Raw genomic sequence first — 22,290 nt, 5'->3', positions numbered from 1 at the left:
CATCCAAAATAATGGACGGAATGTGTCGGACCTCGACCTGCTGACCCAGTCCCTGGCGCGGAACGTCAAACGCTGGCGCACCGAGCGCGGCTTCACCCTGGACGCCCTGGCGGCGCGGGCCGGCGTCAGCCGCGGCATGCTCATCCAGATCGAACAGGCGCGGACCAACCCCAGTCTCGGCACGGTCGTCAAGATCGGTGACGCGCTCGGCGTCAGCATCACCACCCTGCTCGACTACGAACAGGGTCCCGTTGTCCGCGTCGTCCCCGCCGAGCAGGCCGTACGGCTCTGGCACACCGACGCCGGCAGCTACAACCGGCTGCTCGCCGGCGCCGAGGCCCCCGGCCCCCTGGAGATGTGGGACTGGCGCCTGATGCCGGGCGAGAGCAGCCCCTCCGACCCCCACCCCGTCGGCACGGTCGAACTCGTGCACGTCACGGCCGGGGAGCTCACGCTCACCGTCGACGGCGTGGCCCACCGCGTGCCCACGGGTGCGAGCGCCTCCTTCGAGGCGGCCACCCCGCACGCGTACGCCAACGAGGGGGACGAACCGATGGAGATGATCATGGCGGTGTCGGTGCCGCCCGTCCGCTGAGACGACCGGCCGCGCGGCGGCCCGGAATTGTTAGCGTGCGGCCATGCACGCACCCATCGGACACTTCGACAGGGCCACCCCCGCCCCGGACTGCCTCGACGAGCTGACCGCCCCGGTCGCCGACGCCGTGCGCCACTGGCGCGGCGGTGTCCCCGCCGAGCGGATCGTCTACGTCGACACCGACCCGCAGTGGGCCGACACCGCCGTCTTCGTCGAGCACTACGGCCGTGAACTGCTGGAGCGGTCCGCGAACTGCGTGGTGGTCTCCGGCAGGCGGGGCGGCGAGACCACGCTCGCCGCGTGCGTGGTGCTCTCCACGACCCGGGTCGACGTCAACGGCGCCGTGCGCCGGCACCTCGGCGCCCGCAAGGCGTCGTTCGCCCCGATGGACACGGCCACGGGCGAGACCGGCATGGAGTACGGCGGGATCACTCCCGTCGGCCTGCCCGCCGGCTGGCCGGTGCTGGTCGACGCGGCCGTCGTCGACCTGTCCTACGTCCTCGTCGGCAGCGGGCGCCGGCGCGGCAAGCTGCTGGTGCCCGGCAAGGCCTTCGCCGAACTGCCCGGGGCCGTGGTGCTGGAGGGGCTGGGCGTCGCCTGACGCCCCGGCCGGGGCCGCCGCTCGACGGACCCACGGCTCCCGGCCTCCGGGGCCGGGCGGTCGACGCCGGTGGTGCGCGGGACGTCGCCGGCGGTGAGCCCGGCGGTACCGGCGCCCACGACGACCGGACGGCGTCGCGCGGTACCGGAGCCGGCGCGCAGGGGGCCCGGTCACGGGTGCCTCACGTCGGCGCCCCGCGCCGGGGAACACCCGCGGCGACCGTGCGTCGCGGCCTAGCCGAGCCGCGGGATCTCGATCGCCGGGCAGCGGTCCATCACCATCTCCAGGCCCGCCGCCCGGGTCCGCCCGTACGCGGCCTCGTCGACGACGCCGAGCTGGAACCAGACCGCCCCGGCCCCCTTGGCGACCGCCTCGTCGGCCACCGCCCCGGCGAGGTCGCTGTTGACGAACACGTCGACCACGTCCACGTCGAACGGGATGTCCGCGAGGGAGGCGTAGCCCCGCTCGCCGTGCACCGTCTCCGCCTTGGGATGCACCGGCACCACCCGCTTGCCGAAGCGCCGGAGCACCTCGGCGACGCCGTACGCGGCGCGCTGCCGGTTCGACGACAGGCCCACCACGGCCCAGGTGTCACCCAGCTCGGTGAGGATCTTGCGGACGGTCGTCTCGTCGCCGTACACCGGCGGCCTCCTCGGACTCCTGGACGGACGGTCGTCACCGACAACCGAGGACGGCGGGCGGTGATTCCCCGGGCACCTCCGGCGCGCGCCCGCGGTGCGGCGGGGGCGCGGTCCGCCTACGCTCACCCCGTGCTGCGCATCATCGACGCCCGGACCGGCGATCCGGCCCCCGCCGCCCCCGTCCGGCGGGGCCTCACCCGTGTCGAGGCGCACGCGCCGGACCGGGACGCCACCGGTCTGCGCGTGCTGCTCGTCGCCGACGTCCTCGTCCGCGCCCTGGAGCTCGGCGGCACGCCCGTGTGGGCGGTGCTGGCCGGCGCGGGGGAGCGGGACGGGCTGCGGGCGGACGCCGCCGCCCTCGGCGTCCGGCCCTTCGAGGACGGACCCGGCGGACCCGGCGGACCCGGCGGGCCGGGCGGCCCGGGCGCGGTCCAGTCCCTCCACGTCGTGCCCGCGGGCGTCGCCGCCCCCGACGGTGCGACGGTCGCCGTCGCACCCGTCGGCCCGGCGCGGCGGGGCCCCGTGGCCGGCGCCGACCCCTACGCCCTGCGCCTGGCCCTGCTGGAACGGCACCGGAGCACCCCCGTGCGGCTCGACGCGACCGTGCTGGACGACGCCGGAGCCACCCTCGCGCGGCTGCGCCGCACGGTCGCCGCCTGGGCACGGCAGCCCTCCCGGCCCGTCCCGGGCGAGGTCCGCGACCGGCTCCGGGCCGCCTGGGAGGACGACCTGGACACCCCCGCCCTCCTCCGGGTGCTGCACCGCGTGGCGGCCGACCCGGGTGTCCCGGACGGCGCCCGCTTCGAGACCTTCGCCTACGCGGACCGGCTTCTCGGCCTCGACCTCGCCCGTGACGTGGGCTCCCCGGCCTGACCACGCGCCGGGCGGCGTCCGGAAGGCCCGCGGCCACGGACTAGGCTGGCCGGATGCAGGACGAGTACCGCACGGTGCCCCGGGCGGGCGTGCACGAGACCGAGGTCAACCGCTCGCGCTTCCTGTGCGCCCTCGCCCCGGCGGCCACCGAGGAGGAGGCCCAGGCGTTCATCGCGTCCGTGCGCAGGGAGCACGCCGACGCCAACCACAACTGCTGGGCGTACGTCATCGGCGCCGACGCCTCCGTGCAGAAGGCCGGCGACGACGGGGAGCCCGGCGGCACCGCGGGCGCCCCGATGCTCCAGATGCTGCTGCGCCGGGACATGCGGTACGTCGTCGCCGTCGTCACCCGGTACTTCGGCGGCGTCAAGCTGGGCGCGGGCGGCCTCATCCGCGCCTACGGCGGAGCGGTCGGCGAGGCCCTGGACGCCCTCGGCACCCTCACCCGCCGCCGGTTCCGCCTGGCCACGGTGACCGTCGACCACCAGCGGGCCGGCAAGCTCCAGAACGAGCTGCGCGCGACCGGGCGGGAGGTGCGCGACGTGCGGTACGCCGAGGCCGTCACCATCGAGATCGGCCTGCCGGACGCCGACGTGGACGCCTTCCGGGGCTGGCTGGCGGACGCGACCGCGGGCTCCGCCCGGTTCGAGCTGGGCGGGGAGGCGTACGGGGACGCCTGAGGCGGGGAGCCGGACCGGGACGCCGGTCGGGAACCTCACCCTCGAGACGCGAGGAAACGGACGTTTCGCCACAACCCCGGCCGACGGGCGCCGTGTGGACGGGCGTTCGTGGGAGGCGAGGGGCGCGGACGTATTAGCGTGGTGCGGACCGGCCGCCATCAGGCGGTCGTTCGTGCTGACGGTGAGGCTGCGGTGGGAGTGGGCGTGCGGGGCGGAGCGGACTCGTGAGACTGCTGCACACGTCCGACTGGCATCTGGGCCGGTCGTTCCACCGGGTGAACATGCTCGACGCCCAGGCCGCCTTCATCGGCCACCTCGTCGAGACGGTGCGTGAGCACCACGTCGACGCCGTGCTCGTGTCGGGGGACGTGTACGACCGGGCGGTGCCGCCGCTTGCCGCGGTCGAACTGTTCGACGACGCCCTGCACCGCCTCGCCCGCCTCGGGGTGCCGACGGTGATGATCTCCGGCAACCACGACTCGGCCCGCCGCCTCGGCGTCGGCGCCGGGCTCATCGACCGCGCCGGCATCCACCTGCGCACCGACCCGGCGGGATGCGGCACCCCGGTGGTGCTGGCCGACGAGCACGGGGACGTGGCCTTCTACGGGCTGCCCTACCTCGAACCCGCCCTGGTGAAGAACGAGTTCGGAGTCGAGAAGGCGGGGCACGAGAGCGTCCTCGCCGCCGCCATGGACCGGGTCCGCGCCGACCTCGCCCCACGCGCGCGGGGCACCCGCTCCGTCGTCCTCGCGCACGCCTTCGTCACCGGCGGCGAGCCGAGCGACAGCGAACGGGACATCACCGTCGGCGGAGTCGCCGCCGTACCCTCCGGCGTCTTCGACGGCGTCGACTACGTGGCGCTGGGGCACCTGCACGGCTGCCAGACCATCACCGAGCGCGTCCGTTACTCGGGCTCCCCGCTGCCGTACTCCTTCTCGGAGGCCGCCCACCGCAAGAGCGTGTGGCTCGTCGACCTGGACGCCGGCGGCTCGGTGACCGCCGAGCGCGTCGACTGCCCCGTGCCGCGCCCGCTGGCCCGGCTGCGGGGCGCCCTGGAGGAGCTGCTCGCCGACCCGGAGCTGGCCCGGCACGAGGACGCGTGGGTCGAGGCGACCCTCACCGATCCCGTACGGCCGGCCGACCCCATGGCCCGGCTCACCGAGCGCTTCCCGCACACCCTCAGCCTCGTCTTCGACCCCGACCGGGCCCCGGACGACCCGGCGGTGTCCTACGCCCGGCGCCTGGCGGGCCGCAGCGACCAGCAGATCGCGGAGGACTTCGTGGCGCACGTGCGCGGCGCGGGGCCCGACGACCGCGAGCAGACCGTGCTGCGGGACGCCTTCGACGCGGTGCGCGCGGACGAGACCGTCCGGGAGGTGGCCCGGTGAGGCTGCACCGGCTCGACATCACGGCCTTCGGGCCCTTCGGCGGATCGCAGAGCGTCGACTTCGACGAACTGTCGGCGGCCGGGCTGTTCCTGCTGCACGGACCGACGGGCGCCGGCAAGACGTCCGTCCTCGACGCCGTCTGCTACGCGCTGTACGGCTCCGTCCCCGGCGCCCGGCAGAGCGGCCAGGGCATGACCCTGCGCAGCGACCACGCCGCCGTCGGCACCCGCACCGAGGTGCGCCTCGAACTCACCGTCGCCGGACGGCGGCTGGAGGTCACCCGGCAGCCGCCCTGGGAACGCCCCAAGCTGCGCGGCAGGGGCACCACCGTCGACAAGGCCCAGACCTGGCTGCGCGAGTACGACGCGACGGCCGGGGCCTGGAAGGACCTCAGCCGCTCCCACCAGGAGATCGGCGAGGAGATCACGCAGCTGCTCGGCATGAGCCGCGAGCAGTTCTGCCAGGTCGTGCTGCTGCCCCAGGGCGACTTCGCCCGCTTCCTGCGCGCCGACGCCGAGGCCCGCGGCAAGCTGCTCGGGCGGCTCTTCGACACCCGCCGCTTCGCCGAGGTCGAGAAGCGCCTCGCCGAGCGGCGCCGCACGACCGAGGCCCGGGTGCGGGAAGGGGACGCCGCGCTGCTCGCGGACGCCCACCGGATGCAGCAGGCCGCCGGCGACGCCATGGTCCTGCCGGAGCTGGCACCCGGCGATCCGGGCCTCGCCGAGGCCGTGCTGAGCGCGGCCGCCGTCGCCCGCAGCACCGCCCGGGAACTGCTGGCCGTGGCCGACTGCCGGCTCACCGCCGCCGAGTCCGCCCAGGCCGCCGCCGAGCGCGACCTCGCCGGCACACGGGAACGGGACCGGCTGCAACGGCGGTACGCCGAGGCACGGGAGCGGGCCGGACGGCTGGCGGAGCGGGCCGACGCCCACCGCGCCGCACAGGAACGCATGGAGCGGGCCCGCAAGGCGGAAGCGGTCGGCCCCGCCCTGGGCCTGCGGGACGCCGCCGACGCCGAACACCGCAGGGCGGCCGAAGCGGAGGCACGGGCGCGGGCCCTGCTGCCCGAGGCCCTCGCCGGCGCCGGCGCCGCCGGACTGGCCGCCGCCGCCCGCCGGACCGCCGAGGAACTGGGCTCACTGGAGTCGGCCCGGCGGGCGGAAGGGCGTCTCGCCGGACTCGCCGCGGAACGCGCCGGGCTGGACCGGCAGGAACGGGCCGACGAGGACGTCCGGCACGAGGCGGAGGCCTGGCTGGCCGACTGGGAGGCGCGCCGCGGCGGCCTCCAGGCCCGCGTCGACTCCGCGCAGGAGGCCGCGACCCGCGCCGAACAGCTCGCCGTGCAGCGTGATCCGGCGCGGCGGCGGCTGGACGCGGCCCGGGAACGGGACCGGCTCGCCGTCGAGGCGGACGCGGCGGAGCGGCAGGCGCTGGCCGCGGCACAGGACGCCGTCGAGGCCCGCGCCCACTGGCTCGGCCTCAAGGAACAGCGGCTGAACGGCATCGCCGCCGAACTCGCCGCACACCTCACCGACGGCGAACCCTGCGCCGTGTGCGGCGCCACCGAACACCCCGCCCCCGCGCGACGGGTCACCGGGCACGTCGGCCGGGAGGCCGAGGAGCAGGCCCTGACGGACCACCAGGACGCGGAGGAGAGGCGCGCCGCCGCCGAACGGCGCCTCGGCTCCCTGCGCGAGGCGCTCGCCGCCGCCACGGCGGAGGCGGGGGACACCCCCACGGAGCGACTGGCCGAGGCGGCCGAGGAACTGGAGCGCGGGTACGCGCGGGCGCGGGCCCTCGCCTCCGGGCTGCACGCCGCCCAGGAGGAGCTGCGCCGGGCGGAGCGTGAGCGGGAGCAGCGCATCGCGGCCCGGCAGGAGGCCGCCGTCCGGGCCGCCTCCCGCGTGGCCCACCGGGAACGGCTGCAGCGCGAACAGGCCTCCCTGGAGGAGGAGCTGGCCCAGGCGCGCGGCACGGCCGACAGCGTCGCCGCGCGGGTCGCCCAGCTGGAGCGGCGGGCCGCCCTGCTCACCGGGGCCGCCGACGCCGCGCGCGTCGCCGAGGACACCGCCCAGCGCCTCAAGGACGCCGACGCCCGCCTCGCGGACGCCGCCTTCCGGGCCGGGTTCGACACACCGCGCGAGGCGGCCGACGCGCTCCTGGACGACGCCGCCCACCGCGACCTGCAACGGCGGCTGGACGCCTGGCAGGCCGAGGAGGCCGCCGTCCGCGCGGTCCTCGCCGAGGCCGACACCGCCGACGCCGCCCGGCAGCCGCCGGCCGACCTCGCCCGCGCGGAACGCGACGCGGCCGAGGCGGGCCGGCGGCTGAGGGACGCCTCCTCCGCGCGCGACGCCGCCGCCCGGCGCTGCGCCGAACTGGGCCGGCTGTCCGCGCACGCCACCACCGCGGTGCGCCGGCTCGCCCCCCTGCGCGAGGAGTACGACCGCGTCGCCCGCCTCGCGTCCCTCGCCGCGGGCACCTCGGCGGACAACGACCGCCGGATGCGCCTGGAGTCGTACGTGCTCGCGGCCCGTCTCGAACAGGTCGCCGCCGCGGCGACCGCACGGCTGCAGCGGATGTCCTCGGGCCGCTACACCCTCGTCCACTCCGACGACCGCACCGGCCGCGGACGCAGCGGCCTCGGACTGCACGTGGTCGACGCCTGGACCGGCCGGGAGCGGGACACGGCGACCCTGTCCGGCGGCGAGACCTTCTTCGCCTCCCTCGCCCTGGCGCTGGGCCTCGCCGACGTCGTCACCGACGAGGCGGGCGGGGTCCGCCTGGACACCCTCTTCATCGACGAGGGGTTCGGCAGCCTCGACGACCAGACCCTCGACGAGGTCCTCGACGTCCTCGACTCGCTGCGCGAGCGGGACCGCAGCGTCGGCATCGTCAGCCACGTCGCCGACCTGCGGCGCCGCGTCCACGCCCAACTGGAGGTCGTCAAGGGCCGGTCGGGTTCCGTGCTGCGGCAGCGGGGCGCGGGCTGAGCCGGGCTCAGCGCCCCAGGGGGCGGCGGGGCAGCGGTGAGGAGTAGACGACGCTCGTCGTCACCGAGCCCAGCGCGCCGATCCGTCCCGACACCTCCTCCAGGTGCCGCATCGAACGGGCCGCGACCTTGATCACGAAGCAGTCGTCGCCCGTGACGTGGTGCGCCTCGAGGATCTCGGGCGTGACGGCCACCAGGTCGTGAAAAGGCTTGTAGTTGCCGGTCGGGTACCGCAGCCGCACGAACGCCAGGATCGGCAGCCCCAGCCGGTCCGGGTCGACGACGGCCGCGTACCCCTGGATGATCCCGGCCTCCTCCATGCGGCGCACCCGCTCGGTCACCGCGCTCGCCGACATGGAGACGGTCCGGGCCAGCTCGGCGAAGCCGGTCCGCCCGTCCCGCTGCAGGACGTCCAGGATGAGCCAGTCGGTGGCGTCCGGGGAATACGTGGTCATCCCGGATGGATAGCAGGGGAATCCCCGGCGGATCAAGAGGAAGGCCGGGGATCGTCCCTTCTGGGTGCCGCGTCCCGCTCGTAGGTTTCTGGCCAGGAGATCCACCGAGAAAGGCCGGACCATGACCGCCACCACCACCAGTCCCGTGCTGCGCGTCGCGCCCGCGGCCCCCGCCGACGCCGCCGCGTACTTCCGGGCGAGCCTCGCCTTCCACGCCGACGCCTCCGACGTCGCCGCCGCGCTGGCGGCCGGCGGCGACCCGGGGTTCGTCGTCGTGGACTCCCGGTCCACCGAGTCCTGGGACCAGGGACACGTCCCCGGCGCGGTCCACCTGCCGACCGCGCTCGTCCCCGAGCGGGCCGCCCGGCTCCTCGACCCCGCCGTGCCGGTCGTCACCTACTGCTGGGGCCCCGGCTGCAACGGCGCGACCCGTGCGGCGCTCGCCCTCGCCGAACTCGGCTACCGGGTCAAGGAGATGCTCGGCGGCTTCGAGTACTGGGTGCGCGAGGGCTTCGCGTACGAGACCCGGCAGGGCACCGAGCGCCACCCCGCCGACCGGCTCACCGCCCCGGTGGACGCGGCCGACTGCGGCTGCTGACGGGCGCGCGGGACCTGCCGCACGGGTGCGGCACGCGGAGCCGGGCGGCGCTCCGCCCACGGCGGTGCCGGAGAGGGTCCCGCCGTTCCGGACCACGGACGAGGCGGAGCGGGTCACCGGTCAGGTCGTCGACGCGGAGGGCGGCTTCGGACGGTGGGCCGGGCTCACAGCCGCGACAGCTCGTCCACCAGGTCGTCCAGGCCCAGCGAACCCTGGGAGAGCGCCGCCATGTGCCACGCCTTCGCGTCGAAGGCGTCGCCGTGCCGCTTACGGGCGTTCTCCCGGCCCAGCAGCCACGCCCGCTCGCCGAGCTTGTAGCCGATCGCCTGGCCCGGGATCGTCAGGTACCGGGTCAGCTCGCTCTCCACGAAGTCCGCCGGGCGGCTGCTGTGCGCGCCGAAGAACTCCTGCGCCAGCTCCGGCGTCCACCGCTCACCCGGGTGGAACGGGGAGTCCGCCGGGATCTCCAGCTCCAGGTGCATGCCGATGTCCACGATGACCCGGACGGCCCGCATCATCTGCGCGTCCAGGTAGCCGAGCCGCTGCTCCGCGTCCGTCAGGAAGCCCAGCTCGTCCATCAGCCGCTCCGCGTACAGCGCCCAGCCCTCGGCGTTGGCGCTGACCATGCCCACCGAGGCCTGGTACCGGGAGAGGTCCTCGGCGACGTGCGCCCACTGGGCGAGCTGGAGGTGGTGGCCCGGGACGCCCTCGTGGTACCAGGTGGAGACCAGGTCGTAGACCGGGAAGCGGGTCTGGCCCATCGTCGGCAGCCAGGTGCGGCCGGGGCGCGAGAAGTCCTCCGACGGGGGCGTGTAGTACGGGGCCGCCGCGCTGCCGGGCGGGGCGATGCGCGACTCCACCTTCCGCACCCGCTCGGCGAGTTCGAAGTGGGTGCCGTCCAGCGCGTCGATCGCCTGGTCCATCAGGCCCTGGAGCCAGTCGCGGACCTCGTCCACGCCCTCGATGTGCTTGCCGTGCTCGTCCAGGTGCGCCAGCGCCACCCAGGGCGTCCCGGCGCCCGGCAGGACCTTCTCCGCCTCCTGCTTCATCTCGGCGAGCAGCCGGCGGTACTCGGCCCAGCCGTACGCGTACGCCTCGTCCAGGTCGAGGTCGGTGCCGTTGTAGTAGCGCGACCAGCGGGCGTAGCGCTCGCGGCCCACCGTGTCCGGGGCGCCCTCGATCGCCGGCGCGTACACGTCGCGCATCCAGTCCCGCAGCTCCACCACGGCCGCGGTGGCGCCCCGCGCCGCCTCGTCCAGCTCGGTGCGCAGCGCCTCGGGGCCGGCGGCGGCGAAGTCCTCGAACCAGCCGCGCCCCCCGCCCGTGTCCGCCCACTCGCCGAGCTGCTCGACGAAGGTCGCGGTCGGCCGCGGAGCCGCGTACAGCTTGCGCTCGAGGCCCAGCGCCAGGGACTCGCGGTAACCCGCCAGCGCGGCCGGCACCGCGCGCAGCCGCTCGGCGATCCGCGCCCAGTCCTCGTCCGTCCCGGTCGGCGTCACCGTGAAGACCTCGCGCACCGAGTGCGCGGCCGTGCCCATGTTGCCGACCGAGCGCAGGCCCTCCTCGGCCTCGTGCACCGCGAGTTCGGCGGTCAGGCGCTCCCGCAGCAGCCGGGCGCAGCGCCGCTCCACGTCGCTGTCGCCGCCCGGCCGGCGCTCGGCCTCGTCGAGCCGGGCGAGGGTGGCCCGCGCCAGCTCCGCGAGGGCCTCCTGCCCCGCCGGGGAAAAGTCGGGCAGGTGGCTGGAACTCTCGGCCACACCGAGATACGTGCCGGTCACCGGGTCGAGGGCGATGAGCTCGTCGACGTAGGCGTCGGCGACCTCGCGGGGCAGCGGGCTCTTGGTCTCTGACATGCGGACATCCTCGTACGGATACCGGTGCCGCGTCAGCCCGCTTCGCCCGGCCCGGTACCGCGGGCGGCCGGATTTCGCTCAGGGCGTGGTGCCCGGGGAGGCGGGCGGCAGCAGGGGACCGCACTCCCACTGCTGGAAGATCAGCCGCGTCTCGACGCGGGCCACCTCCCTGCGGGACGTGAACTCGTCCAGGACCAGCCGCTGCAGGTCCGTCATGTCCGCGACCGCGACATGCACGAGGTAGTCGTCCGGGCCGGTCAGGTGGAAGACGGTGCGCGACTCCGGCAGCGCCCGGATGCGCTCCACGAACGGCCCCACCAGCTCCCGCCGGTGCGGGCGCACCTGCACCGACAGCAGCGCCTGGAGCCCCCGTCCCAGCTTCGCCGGATCCAGTTCCAGCCGGTGGCCGAGGATCACCCCGGCCCGCCGCAGCCGGGTCACCCGGTCCAGGCAGGTCGACGGCGCGACCCCGACCTGGGCGGCGAGGTCGCGGTAGGTGGTCCGGGCGTCGTTCTGCAGCAGCCGCAGCAGATGGAGATCCACCGGATCCAGTACGACGGAATCGGCCATCTGCCGAACGTAGCACGGGGATCGCCCCCGGTGGCCCGTCCGCTGTTCACTCTTCCGCCCATGGACTCTGCGCGCACGCCCACGTCACCCTCCGACGACGCACGCACCACCGCACCCGGGAACAGGGCACTGGCCACCGAGGCCGTGCACGCCGGCCGCGACGACCTCGCCCGCCAGGGACTGCACGCCCCGCCCATCGACCTGTCCACGACCTACCCGTCGTACGACAGCCGCGGCGAGGCCGCCCGCATCGACGCCTTCGCCGCCACCGGCGCCGACCCGGACGGCCCGCCGGTCTACGGCCGTCTCGGCAACCCGACCGTCGCCCGTTTCGAGACCGCGCTGGCCCGGCTGGAGGGCACCGAGGCCGCGGTCGCCTTCGCCAGCGGCATGGCCGCGCTGAGCGCCGTCCTGCTGGTGCGCGCCTCGGCGGGACTGCGGCACGTCGTCGCCGTGCGGCCCCTGTACGGGTGCAGCGACCACCTGCTGACCGCCGGGCTGCTCGGCTCCGAGGTCACCTGGACCGACCCGGCGGGCATCGCGGACGCGCTGCGCCCGGACACCGGCCTGGTGATCGTCGAGTCCCCGGCCAACCCGACGCTCGCCGAGGTGGACCTGCGCGCCGTCGCCCACGCCTGCGGCTCCGTGCCGCTGCTCGTGGACAACACCTTCGCCACCCCCGTCCTCCAGCGCCCCGCCGGGCACGGCGCCCGCCTGGTGCTGCACAGCGCCACCAAGTACCTCGGCGGGCACGGTGACGTGCTGGCCGGCGTGGTGGCCTGCGACGAGGAGTTCGCGGGACGGCTGCGGCAGGTCCGGTTCGCCACCGGCGGTGTGCTCCACCCGCTGGCCGGCTACCTGCTGCTGCGCGGCCTGTCCACCCTGCCGGTGCGGGTGCGCGCCGCCTCCGCCAACGCCGCCGAACTCGTCGCGCGCCTCGCCGCCGACCCCCGCGTGGCCCGCGTCCACTACCCGCGCATCGGCGGCGCGATGGTCTCCTTCGAGGTGCACGGCGACCCGCACGACGTCATCGCCCGCGTCCGCCTGGTCACCCCGGCCGTGAGCCTCGGCAGCGTCGACACGCTCATCCAGCACCCGGCGTCCATCAGCCACCGCATCGTGGACGCCGACGACCGCCGCGGCGCCGGCGTGAGCGACCGGCTGCTGCGGCTGTCGGTCGGCTTGGAGGACGTCGAGGACCTGTGGGCCGACCTGGACGCCGCGCTGGGGGAGCGGACGGAGGCGGCCCCGGCGCGACAGGCGCTGTCGGGGACCGGGTGACCGGCCCCCCGCTCCCGGCGCCTACTCCCCGCCGACGCGCTCGCCGCGCGGCAGCCGCGCCGCCGGCCGGCCCGTCCGGTCCAGGCGGGCGGTGATGACCAGGGTCCCCTCCTCGATCTGGTACTCGAGGGGGAGGCCCAGGCCGCGCATCGCGGCGACCATGCCGGTGTTCGACGCCTGCGTCACCGCGTACACGCTCGCGCAGCCCGCCTCCGCCGCCATCGCCACGAGCCGCCCGAGCAGTTCGCCGCCGATGCCCCGGCGCTGCCAGGAGTCCTCGACGAGCAGGGCGACCTCCGTCTCGTCCCCGTCCCACAGCAGGTGACCGAGCCCGACGATCCGGCCCGAAGCGGTCTGCACGGCGAGGGTCCGGCCGTGGCGCGGGCCGAGCAGGTGGTTCAGGTAGCGCTCGGCGTCCCCGACCGGGCCGTGGTACCGCATCCCGAGGGTCCGGTCCGAGCACCGTTCGTGCATCGCCTTCGCCGCCCGCAGGTCACGGGTGTCGGCGCGGCGGACCGTGATGTCGTGCCCCTCGGGCAGCGTCAGGACGTCCCGGCCGCGAGGAACGCGCGGACCGAGCCGGGCGTCCAGCTCGACCAGCGCCCGCGCCCGGGCGAACTCGGCGGGCGTGAACGGCAGGTACGGCCGCTCCACGCTGATCACTCCGCCCTCCGGAGCGCGCAGCCGCAGCACGGTGCCGTCGAGGGCGCCCTCCGCCGGTACCCCGGCTTCCGCGCGTCCTTCGGCGGGCAGCGACCGTATCGTGCACCGGCCCAGCAACTGGCGCAGCGCCAACGGAAGTTCCGCGGCGTCCAGCGCCGTGCGGGCGGCCAGCCCCAGGACCCGGGTCGGCGCGTCGACCAGGTCGTGGGCGTCGGCCCGCTCGGTCCAGGTGTCGGCGCCGCCCGCCGCCGCCACCGCCTCGGCCAGCTCGGAGCCGGTCAGTCCGCCCGGGGCGCGGAGCAGGAACTCGTCCACCGTGCCGTCGGCCAGCGGATGCGTCTGGAGACTCAGGATGTCCACCCGCCGGCCGGCGAGGGCCGCGCACAGGGCGGCCAGTGACCCCGGCGCGTCCCGCACCGTCGTCCGCATCCGCCACAGCGCGCTGTCCCCGGAGCCGTCCTCCGCCGTCCGGTCCGGCCCGGGCACCGCCGCGGCGCGTCCGGACGGCCCGTCCCCCGGCCCCCCGGACGGCGGCCGGGCGCCCGTGTCGTCCGCCGGCGGGGCGTGTCCGTGGCGCCGTACCCACCACGTGTGGAAGCCCGCCGTGGCGAGCAGGGCGGCCATCGAGGCCACGAGCATGAGGCCCGGTGTCCCGAGGTCGTGCTCGACCGTCCGTGCCAGGGCCGCGGTCACTTCAGACATGTCTGGACTCATACGACCACTGTGGAGGAACCGTGTTGCGTGGTCACGAACGCCCTGTGACCGATGGGTAAAGAGCGCCGGCGCCGGGCCGCGCACCGGGGGATGACGCCGGTGCGCGGCACGACCGACAGGTTACGTGAGCTACTGGCCGACCAGCCCCGGCCGGAGCACCTTGGTGAACAGCACCGTGCCGTCCTGCTCGCGCAGCCGCACCGTCATCTCGGCGCTGTCGCCGTCGATGTCGACCTCGCCGAAGAACTGGTAGCCGCCCGCGGGCGAGACGTTCGAGGCGGTCGGTGCCTTCACGAACACCCGCTCCGGACCGAAGGTGCCGTCGAGCGGGACGGCCGGGAACGCGCCCGCGTTGAGCGGTCCGGACACGAACTCCCAGAACGGCTCGAAGTCGGTGAACGCGGCCCGCGAGGGCTGGTAGTGCTGGGCCGAGGTGTGGTGCACGTCGGCCGTCAGCCACACCGTCCCGGTGATCCGCCGGTGCTTGACGAAGCGCAGCAGCTCGGCGATCTGCAGTTCGCGCCCCAGCGGCGCGCCCGGGTCGCCCTGCGCCACCGCCTCGATGTCCGCCCGGCCCTCGGTGGCGTCGGGCACGACCAGACCGACCGGCATGTCGGCGGCGATCACCTTCCACACCGCACGCGAGCGCGACAGTTCCCGCTTGAGCCACTCCAGCTGCTCGCGGCCCAGGATGCCCTGCGGGTCCACGGTCTGGTCGCCGGGCGAGTTGGCGTTGCGGTACGTCCGCATGTCCAGTACGAACACGTCCAGCAGCGGGCCCCGGCGCAGCACGCGGTGCACGCGTCCCTCGCGCGCGCCGGGCCGCAGGGTGGAGACCGGGAAGTACTCGGCGAACGCGCGCCGGGCCCGGGCGGCCAGCGCGTCCACGCTCTTCTCGGTGTAGCGGCCGTCCGTGTCCGCGATCACCTGTCCCGGGTACCAGTTGTTGCGCACCTCGTGGTCGTCCCACTGGACGACGGCCGGGACCCGGGCGTTGAAGCGCCGGAGGTTCTCGTCGAGCAGGTTGTAGCGGAAGTTGCCGCGGAACTCGGCCAGGGTCTCGGCGACCTTGGACTTCTCCTCGGTGGTGATGTTCCGCCAGGTGCTCCCGTCCGGCAGGGCGGCCGTCGCCGCGATGGGCCCGTCGGCGTAGACGCTGTCGCCGCTGCACAGGAAGAAGTCCGGGTCCAGGGCGCCCATCGCGTCGAAGATGCGGTAACCGCCGAGGTCCGGGTTGATGCCCCAGCCCTGGCCCGCCAGGTCGCCGGACCACACGAAGCGCACGCCGTCGCGGCGGCGGACCGGCGCCGTGCGGAAGGTGCCGGTGACCGGTTCGCCGGTGCGGCGGGGATCGTCCGGGTCGGCGAGCAGCACGCGGTAGTGGATCTGCTCGCCCGGGGGCAGTCCGCGCAGCCGGGTGGTGCCGGTGAAGTCCGTGTCCCGGCCGAGCAGCGGTCCGTGCCACCGGCGCGGGTCGCGGAACGACTCGGTCGCGGACGTCTCGACGATCATCCGGGCCGGCCGGTCGGAGCGCACCCACACCAGTCCGGAGTGCGCGGTCACGTCGCCCGTCTGCACGCCCCAGCCCGCGGACGGCCGGCCGGAGCGGGCGAACGCCGGTGCCGCCCCGGGGGCGGTGGACAGGGTCAGGGCCGCCGACGCGGCGAGGGAGCCGCGCAGTACGCTGCGGCGCCCGGGGAGCGGACGAGGGGACATGGACGCGCCTCCAGTGACGGGATCCGGCCGGTGTGCGCAGCAAGACCTACTGGGGCGGGGCGGCGCGCACGCGAACCCCGGGTGAACAACCGGCCGCACGGGCCCGGGCGAGGACGACGCGCGGCCTCACCGGTCCCCGGACCGCACCGCCCGGGCCATCAGCCGCGCCCCCTCGCGGACCCGGGCCGGCGGCAGGTGCGCGTACCCCAGCACCAGCCGCACCTCTGGCCCCGCCCCGTCACCGCCGCCCGCGTGCCCGTACGCCGTCAGCGGCCGCACCGCGACGCCGGCCCCGGCCACGCGCGCGAGGAAGCGCTCCTGCGGGCCGTACCGGCCGGGCAGCGCGGCGATGGCGTGGAGTCCGGCGGCGATCCCGGAGACCCGTGCGCCGGGGAAGTGCTCCTCCAGCGCGGCCACCAGCGCGTCGCGCCGCTCGCGGTAGGCCCGCTGGCACAGGCGCAGCTGACGGTCGTAGTCGCCGCGCTCCAGGAACCGGGCGAACACCGCCTGGTCGAGGGCCGGATGCCCGAGGTCCGTGGTCCGCTTGCGCTCGACCACCTCGTCCACGAGCGACGGGGGCACCAGCAGCCAGCCCAGCCGCAGCCCCGGGGCGAGGGACTTGCTCACCGAGCCCGTGTAGGCGACGCGTTCCGCGTCGAGCCCCTGGAGCGCGCCCACGGGGGCGCGGTCGTAGCGGAAGTCGCCGTCGTAGTCGTCCTCCAGGACGAACCCGTCCACGGACCGTGCCCAGTCCAGCAGTTCGGCGCGCCGCCGCGCCGAGTAGGCGATCCCGGTGGGGAACTGGTGGGCCGGCGTCGTCACGACCGCGCGGACGCCCGAGGCGCGCAGCGGGCCGACGGCGAGCCCCTCCTCGTCCAGGGGCAGCGGAACGGTGCTCACGCCCGCCGAGGCGTACAGGGCGCAGTGCTGCGGACTGCCGGGGTCCTCCACGCCGACGGCGCGTGTGCCGCGGGCGTGGAGGACGCCGCCGAGCAGCGCCGAGGCCTGGGCCACCCCGGAGACCACCACGATCCGCTCCGGGTCCGCGACCACGCCGCGGCGCCGCGCGAGCAGTTCGGCCAGCGCGGTCCGCAGCCGGGGCAGCCCGCGCGGATCCGGGTAGCCGAGGCCCGCGTGGGGCAGTTCCGTCAGCACGCCGCGCTGCGCGGCCGCCCACGCCGCGCGCGGGAACAGCGACAGGTCCGGCGTCCCCGGCACGAAGTCGACGCGGGCGCCGGGGGAGCGCGGGGCGAGATCACGCGCGCGCGGACGGGCGGCCCGCACGGCATCGCCCACCCAGGTCCCCGCGCCCCGCCCGCTGCGCAGGTAGCCCTCGGCGGTCAGCTGCTCGTACGCCTCCGTGACCAGCCCCCGCGACACCCCGAGGTCGGCCGCGAGGTCCCGGCTCGACGGGAGGCGGGTGCCCTGGGCGAGCCGGCCCGAGCGGACCGCGTCCCGCAGCGCCGCCTGCAGGGCGCGGCCACGCGCGCGTGCCGGTGCCGAGGCGGCGGGCAGCAGCAGCTCCCACGCGGCGGTGCGGCCGGCGGAACCCGGCCCGCCGGCCGGGCCGGTCGACGGCGTCATGAAAGCGGTCCCCCCGAACATCGCGTCTCCCGGTCGCCCCCACTCTACGAGGGGCCGGACCCGCGACACGGCGGACCGCGCACCGCCGGGCCGCCGTACCGGCCCGCGCGGTCCACGCCCTACGACCCGACCGTGCCGGCCGGGACCCCCGGGGCGCTCGCCTCCCGGGCGCGGCTGCCGTCCAGGATCACCCGCGCGACCAGCGCCGGGTCGTCGTTCATCGGGACGTGGCCGCAGCCGGGCAGCCGCACCAGCCGCGCCCGCGGGACGGTGTGCTTGGCGCGTACGCCCTGCCGGGGCAGGAGCAGCCGGTCCCGGTCGCCCCACGCCACGGTGACGGGGACGCCGGGGACGTCGTCGGTGAACCGGACGCTCCGTCCGGCCCGGAGCGTCTGGGCGAACCCCTCGGCGTGGGCGAGTGCCAGGGTCTCGGCGACCACGGCCTCCGGCGGGCGGCGGCCGGGGCGGGCGTAGATCGTGCTGGTCAGGACGGTGCGTCCGGCCGCCGTGCGGGACAGCCGTTCGACCAGGGGGAGGGGCAGGCTCCGGGCGGTCCGGCGCATTCCCGTCAGCACGGTGAAGGCGTAGCGCCGCTCGGCCCGCGACCAGAAGCCGGCCGGGGACAGGGCCGTCACCGACCGCACCAGGCCCTGCCGGCCGAGCTCCAGGGCCAGCAGACCGCCCAGGGAGTTGCCCGCCACGTGCGGCCGGTCCAGCCCCAGGGCCGCGCAGAAGGCGCCGAGCACGGCGTTGGTCGTCGGCAGGTCGTGCGGCAGCCCGTGCGGCAACGGGGGCGACTGCCCGAACCCGGGCAGGTCCACGGCCGTCACCTCGCGTTCCGTCGCGAGGATGTCGACCACCGGGTCCCAGGCCTGCCGGTGGTGACCTATGCCGTGCAGCAGGAGCAGCGGCTCACCGGCGCCCACGCGCGCGTAGGCGAGGGTGACGTCCTGCGGACCGTGCTCGGTGGGGGCCGTGAAGGAGAGCGTCTCGGACATGGGGCTCCTTGTCGGGAACACGTGGTGCCGGGGAACGCGCGAACGGTGCCCGCGTCGTGCGGACAGCCTGTCAGCAGGAGCTACCGACGGGTAGCCCCCCGGTCGCCGCCGTTCCCGGGCGGCCTGCGGCACCGGCGGTTCCGCCTGGACACGGACGCACGCGTCCGCTGGGATGGGACGGTGACCACCGACACCGCGACCGACGTCTTCGAAGAGCACCGGCCCGTCCTCCTGGGCGTCGCCTACCGCATGCTGGGCCGCCTCGCCGACGCGGAGGACGTGGTCCAGGAGGCCTGGCTGCGCTGGTCCCGGGCCGACCGGACCGCCGTCCGCGAGCCGCGCGGCTACCTGGTGCGCGTCACCACCCGCCTCGCCGTCGACCGGCTGCGCCAGATCACGTCACGGGGCGAGAGGTACGTCGGCCCCTGGCTGCCCGAGCCCTGCGTCACCGACTTCGGCGACGTGGTGCCGGACACCGCCGAGCGGGCCGTGCTCGCCGACTCCGTCTCGCTGGCCGTCCTCGTCGTCCTGGAGTCGCTGTCACCGCTGGAGCGGGCGGTGTTCGTGCTGCGCGAGGCGTTCGGCTACCCGTACGCCGAGATCGCCGCCGTGCTGGAGCGCGAGGAGGCCGCCGTGCGCCAGCTCGCCGCACGGGCCCGCAAGCACGTCGACGAACGCCGGCCCCGCTACGACGTCGACCCCGTCCAGCGCCGCGACCTCACCGAGCGGTTCCTCGCCGCGGCGGCCGACGGCGACCTCGAAGGGCTGATGGCGATGCTCGCCCCCGACGCCCGGCTGGTCGGGGACAGCGGCGGCAAGTCCCGGGCACCGCTGCGCGTGCTGGAGAGCTCCGACAAGGTGGCCCGCTTCCTGGTCGGCATCGCGCAGAAGGGCGTCCCGGACGCCGGGTTCCGCATCCTGGAGCTCAACGGCGGCCCCGCCCTGCTGGTGCTGTCGGCGGGCAAGCCGGACTCCGTCGTCCAGCTGGACGTCGCCGACGGGCGGATCCAGTCGGTGTACATCGTCCGCAACCCCGACAAGCTGCGGTCCCTGCCCACCGGTTGACGACCGCCGCCCGCCCAGGCCGAAGCCCCCGTCCGCGCGACGGGGGCTTCGCCGTCGCGTCACCCGCGACACGGCCCCGTGCGAACACCCCGTGAACACCGCCCCGCTCCGCTCCCCCGGGGCGCGCAAGGGATCGAGGATTGGTCTTGACCAAGGGGGTGGGCCGTCCTATCGTCGCAGAGAACTGAAACAACCTTTAATAAACAAGGGCGCCGAAACGCCGCCGGGCACGGCGATTGCGGAGGACAGGGTGGGGACCACGCAGCTGGAATCGGTACCGGAACCGAAGTACTGGCACCTCAGGACCAAGCTCAGCGAGGCCCTGGACTCGGAGTTCTCCGTGGGCGAGGTCCTGCCCAACGAGCGCGACCTCGCCGCACGCTTCGGCGTCGCCCGTGCCACGCTCCGCCAGGCCCTGGAGCAGCTCGAACTGGAGGGCAGGCTCCAGCGTCGCCGCGGCGTCGGCACGACCGTCGCGCCGCCTCGCGTGGGCGTGGCCGTCGGTCCCCGGCAGCACGCCTGGCCCGGCACGGCCGACGACGCCTGGCAGCCGGCCGACTGCGTCGCAGCGGCGCCCCCCGCGGCCGTCGCCGACGCCCTGGGGACGGGCCGGGACGAGCCCGTGCACACCGTCCGCCGCTCCCGCGTGTCCCAGGGCCGGCCCGTCGCGGCGGAGCTGTTGTACATCCCGCCGGCGTCGGTGCCCGACCTCACCGCCATCGACGCCCCGTCCGGTGCGGCACGCGCGCGCGCCGTGCTGCGCGAGCTGCAGCGGCTGGAGCTGGAGCGCCGGGAGAACGCCGTCGAGCTGGGCTCGGCCGGCGCCGAGGACGCCAAGGAGCTCGACCGTCTCCCCGGAGCGCCGGTCCTGGTCGTCACCACCCGCTACCTCGCCCAGGGCCGTACCGCGGCGCTCTCCGTCGCCACCTACCGGGCGGACACCTGCCGGCTGACCTTCGGGGACTCGGGCGACATGGAGATCCACCACGGCCCGCACGCCCAGGCCTCCTGACCCGCGGTCCGGGACGCGGCGGACCCGGCCCCCGGCGCGTTCCCGCGCGAGGAGCCGGCCGGAGCGACGGGACCGCCCCGCCGCGAGCGGCTCAGCGGCGGGCCGTCGCGCCCTCCACCGCGAACAACTGCTCCTCCACGTGGTCGAGGGCCAGCCGCAGCGCGCCGGTCGCCACGGCGGCCTCGCCGAGCAGCGACAGGGTCACCCTCGGCGGCCGCAGGCAGTAGCGGGCCAGCTCCCGCCGCAGCGGCTCCAGCACGCCGTCCAGTCCGGCCGCCCAGCCGCCGATGACGACCAGCTCCGGGTCCAGGGCCAGCGCCAGCGCCGCCACGTCGTGCACCAGCCGCCGGAGGAAACGCTCGACGGCGGCGCGGGCCCGCTGGTCGCCGTCCCGCGCCTGGGCGAAGACCTCGGCGACCGCCTGCTCGTCCAGCGGGTGCAGCGGCTGGTCGGTGGTGGACAGCAGCGTCTCCGGCGTCACGTCCCGGCCCAGCAGGTGCAGCGCGCCGATCTCGCCCGCCGCCCCGCCGTACCCCCGGTGCAGCCGCCCGCCGATCAGCGCACCGGCCCCGGGGCTCAGCCCGGCCAGCACGAACACCACGTCGTCGGACTCGGTGGCGGCCCCCTTCCAGTGCTCGGCGACCGCCGCCGCGTTGGCGTCGTTCTCCACCAGCACGGGGCACTTGAAGGAACGCCGCAGCCGCTCGCCCAGACGCAGCCCCGTCCACCCGGGCAGCGCGGTGCCCAGCCGGACCGTGCCGTCCGCCTCGACGATCCCGGGCGTGGCCGCTCCCACGGCCCGCAGGGACCCGCGCGCGACACCGGCCCGGCGCAGCAGCTCGGCGACCGCGGTGCGAAGCCGCTCCAGACGCTCGTCGGCCGAGGCGGTCTCCTCGACGTCCTTCGCCTGGGCGCCGATCACCCGCCCGTCCAGATCGGCGAGGAGCGCGGCGACACGGTGCGGCCCGATCTCCAGGCCCAGCAGATGCCCCGCCTCCGCCCGGAACCGGAACCTCCGCGCGGGCCGCCCCTGCCGCCGGGCCGTGCCGTCGACGGCGGCCGTCTCGACGACCAGACCGGTCTCGATGAGCCCCTCGACGACGCCCTCGACGGTCGGCCGGGACAGCCCCGTCACCCGGGTGATCTCGGTCAGCGTCGCACAGTCCGTGGCACGCAGCGCGTGCAGCACCACCGCGGAGTTGATCCTCCGCAACAGCGACGGATCCCCGCCGGTCAGCCCGCCCACCGTCCGTCCTCCCAGCTCGTGCGCGTGTTGGCCGGATCGTACTCGGCCCGTTCCCCCCGGCGAACGCCGGTCCGCCCGTCCCCGGTCCGCGGGCGTGCCTCACCCCGGGGCCACGAACCCGGACTCGTACGCCGTGATCACCGCCTGTGTGCGGTCCCGGGCCCCCAGCTTCGCCAGCACCGCGCTCACATGCGACTTGACCGTCTCCGTGCCGACGACCAGCCGGGCGGCGATCTCCGCGTTCGACAGTCCGCGCGCCATCAGCCGCAGCACCTCGCCCTCCCGTCCGGTCAGCCGCGCCCGCTCCAGCACGGCACGGGCCGCGCGGTTCCCGCCGCCGTCGCCGTACTCGGCGGCGAGCTGCCGCACCGAGGCGGGGAACAGCAGGGACTCGCCCTCGGCGATCAGCCGCACCGCGTGCACGATCTCGGCCGGCCGGGCCCGCTTCAGCAGGAACCCGTCGGCCCCCGCGCGCAGCGCCTCGTACACGTACTCGTCGTTCTCGAAGGTCGTCACCACGAGGATCCTCGGCGGGTCCGGCACCGTCCGCAGCAGCGCGCGCGTCGCCTCGATGCCGTCCAGCAGCGGCATGCGGACGTCCATGGCGACCACGTCCGGCCGCAGCTGCCGCACCAGCGGGATCACCGCGGCCCCGTCGGCGGCCTCCCCGGCCACCTCGATGTCGGGCTGCGCCTCCAGCACGGCGCGCAGGCCCGCGCGTACGAGGGGCTCGTCGTCGACGAGGAGGACTCTGACCGGCATCCGCCC

General features: G+C 76.0%; 20 protein-coding genes. 10 read left to right on the top strand and 10 right to left on the bottom strand.

The features are described from left to right. Positions 1–22 precede the first annotated feature (22 nt). Entirely contained in the window at positions 23–595 is a 573-nt protein-coding gene (locus tag ACZ4V6_RS11885; RefSeq protein ID WP_467825450.1) for a helix-turn-helix domain-containing protein, read from the top strand. 43 nt (positions 596–638) lie between these two features. Beyond that, positions 639–1,196, top strand: a complete 558-nt coding sequence (locus tag ACZ4V6_RS11880; protein WP_467825447.1) for a YbaK/EbsC family protein — start codon at positions 639–641, stop codon at positions 1,194–1,196. Positions 1,197–1,429: 233 nt separating this feature from the next. Here the strand turns inward: ACZ4V6_RS11880 and ACZ4V6_RS11875 are convergent, their stop codons facing one another. Continuing rightward, positions 1,430–1,837 carry a CoA-binding protein gene (locus ACZ4V6_RS11875; protein WP_467825444.1) on the bottom strand — a complete coding sequence of 136 codons (408 nt, stop codon included), beginning with the start codon at positions 1,835–1,837 and terminating at the stop codon, positions 1,430–1,432. Positions 1,838–1,966: 129 nt separating this feature from the next. Here ACZ4V6_RS11875 and ACZ4V6_RS11870 point away from each other — a divergent pair, with 129 nt between their 5' ends. The 4 genes from ACZ4V6_RS11870 (at position 1,967) to ACZ4V6_RS11855 (ending at position 7,768) form a co-directional block, all read left to right on the top strand. Next, positions 1,967–2,710, top strand: coding sequence for a hypothetical protein (locus ACZ4V6_RS11870; RefSeq protein ID WP_467825442.1), 744 nt, complete (start codon positions 1,967–1,969; stop codon positions 2,708–2,710). A gap of 53 nt (positions 2,711–2,763) precedes the next feature. Continuing rightward, the gene (locus tag ACZ4V6_RS11865; RefSeq protein WP_467825440.1) at positions 2,764–3,390 is read left to right on the top strand and encodes a YigZ family protein; all 627 of its coding nucleotides are present in this window, start codon (positions 2,764–2,766) and stop codon (positions 3,388–3,390) included. Between the two features lie 224 nt (positions 3,391–3,614). After that, positions 3,615–4,778 (top strand): exonuclease SbcCD subunit D, encoded by a 1,164-nt coding sequence (locus ACZ4V6_RS11860; protein WP_467825437.1) that lies wholly within the window; start codon positions 3,615–3,617, stop codon positions 4,776–4,778. Then, positions 4,775–7,768 carry an AAA family ATPase gene (locus tag ACZ4V6_RS11855; RefSeq protein WP_467825435.1) on the top strand — a complete coding sequence of 998 codons (2,994 nt, stop codon included), beginning with the start codon at positions 4,775–4,777 and terminating at the stop codon, positions 7,766–7,768. Before ACZ4V6_RS11860 ends, ACZ4V6_RS11855 begins: the two co-directional genes overlap by 4 nt. 7 nt (positions 7,769–7,775) lie before the next feature. Here the strand turns inward: ACZ4V6_RS11855 and ACZ4V6_RS11850 are convergent, their stop codons facing one another. Next, the gene (locus tag ACZ4V6_RS11850) at positions 7,776–8,222 is read right to left on the bottom strand and encodes an Lrp/AsnC family transcriptional regulator (protein WP_467825433.1); all 447 of its coding nucleotides are present in this window, start codon (positions 8,220–8,222) and stop codon (positions 7,776–7,778) included. Between the two features lie 121 nt (positions 8,223–8,343). Here ACZ4V6_RS11850 and ACZ4V6_RS11845 point away from each other — a divergent pair, with 121 nt between their 5' ends. Next, on the top strand, positions 8,344–8,820 hold the full coding sequence (locus tag ACZ4V6_RS11845) for a rhodanese-like domain-containing protein (protein ID WP_467825430.1): 477 nt from the start codon (positions 8,344–8,346) through the stop codon (positions 8,818–8,820). 164 nt (positions 8,821–8,984) lie between these two features. Here the strand turns inward: ACZ4V6_RS11845 and ACZ4V6_RS11840 are convergent, their stop codons facing one another. Together ACZ4V6_RS11840 and ACZ4V6_RS11835 are read right to left on the bottom strand one after the other, a co-directional pair. Then, positions 8,985–10,673: a DUF885 domain-containing protein gene (locus tag ACZ4V6_RS11840; protein WP_467825428.1), complete on the bottom strand. Its 1,689-nt coding sequence runs from the start codon at positions 10,671–10,673 to the stop codon at positions 8,985–8,987. A 78-nt stretch (positions 10,674–10,751) separates the two neighbouring features. After that, entirely contained in the window at positions 10,752–11,243 is a 492-nt protein-coding gene (locus tag ACZ4V6_RS11835; protein WP_467825425.1) for an Lrp/AsnC family transcriptional regulator, read from the bottom strand. A gap of 60 nt (positions 11,244–11,303) precedes the next feature. Here ACZ4V6_RS11835 and ACZ4V6_RS11830 point away from each other — a divergent pair, with 60 nt between their 5' ends. Beyond that, entirely contained in the window at positions 11,304–12,524 is a 1,221-nt protein-coding gene (locus ACZ4V6_RS11830; RefSeq protein ID WP_467825422.1) for a trans-sulfuration enzyme family protein, read from the top strand. Between the two features lie 21 nt (positions 12,525–12,545). On the opposite strand, the gene ACZ4V6_RS11825 is transcribed toward ACZ4V6_RS11830, so the two are convergent. The 4 genes from ACZ4V6_RS11825 to ACZ4V6_RS11810 all read right to left on the bottom strand — a co-directional run bounded on the left by ACZ4V6_RS11825 (position 12,546) and on the right by ACZ4V6_RS11810 (position 18,199). Next, positions 12,546–13,889, bottom strand: coding sequence for a GNAT family N-acetyltransferase (locus ACZ4V6_RS11825; protein ID WP_467825419.1), 1,344 nt, complete (start codon positions 13,887–13,889; stop codon positions 12,546–12,548). Between the two features lie 141 nt (positions 13,890–14,030). After that, positions 14,031–15,617: an alkaline phosphatase D family protein gene (locus ACZ4V6_RS11820; protein ID WP_467825416.1), complete on the bottom strand. Its 1,587-nt coding sequence runs from the start codon at positions 15,615–15,617 to the stop codon at positions 14,031–14,033. A 126-nt stretch (positions 15,618–15,743) separates the two neighbouring features. Further along, on the bottom strand, positions 15,744–17,201 hold the full coding sequence (gene pdxR / locus ACZ4V6_RS11815) for a MocR-like pyridoxine biosynthesis transcription factor PdxR (protein ID WP_467825414.1): 1,458 nt from the start codon (positions 17,199–17,201) through the stop codon (positions 15,744–15,746). 119 nt (positions 17,202–17,320) lie between these two features. Then, positions 17,321–18,199 (bottom strand): alpha/beta fold hydrolase, encoded by an 879-nt coding sequence (locus ACZ4V6_RS11810; protein ID WP_467825411.1) that lies wholly within the window; start codon positions 18,197–18,199, stop codon positions 17,321–17,323. A 180-nt stretch (positions 18,200–18,379) separates the two neighbouring features. Between ACZ4V6_RS11810 and sigJ the strand changes: the two genes are divergently transcribed. Continuing rightward, positions 18,380–19,264, top strand: coding sequence for an RNA polymerase sigma factor SigJ (gene sigJ / locus ACZ4V6_RS11805; RefSeq protein ID WP_467825408.1), 885 nt, complete (start codon positions 18,380–18,382; stop codon positions 19,262–19,264). Between the two features lie 250 nt (positions 19,265–19,514). Beyond that, positions 19,515–20,276 (top strand): GntR family transcriptional regulator, encoded by a 762-nt coding sequence (locus tag ACZ4V6_RS11800; RefSeq protein ID WP_467825405.1) that lies wholly within the window; start codon positions 19,515–19,517, stop codon positions 20,274–20,276. A gap of 91 nt (positions 20,277–20,367) precedes the next feature. Here the strand turns inward: ACZ4V6_RS11800 and ACZ4V6_RS11795 are convergent, their stop codons facing one another. Both ACZ4V6_RS11795 and ACZ4V6_RS11790 read right to left on the bottom strand, forming a co-directional pair. Beyond that, the gene (locus tag ACZ4V6_RS11795; protein WP_467825402.1) at positions 20,368–21,522 is read right to left on the bottom strand and encodes an ROK family transcriptional regulator; all 1,155 of its coding nucleotides are present in this window, start codon (positions 21,520–21,522) and stop codon (positions 20,368–20,370) included. 99 nt (positions 21,523–21,621) lie between these two features. After that, entirely contained in the window at positions 21,622–22,284 is a 663-nt protein-coding gene (locus ACZ4V6_RS11790; protein ID WP_467825399.1) for a response regulator transcription factor, read from the bottom strand. Between the last annotated feature and the right edge of the window lie 6 nt (positions 22,285–22,290).

Source organism: Streptomyces sp. NPDC029152 (assembly GCF_055564355.1).
The sequence above is the reverse complement of the archived record's forward strand: the minus strand, read 5'-3'. Positions and strand labels throughout refer to the sequence as shown.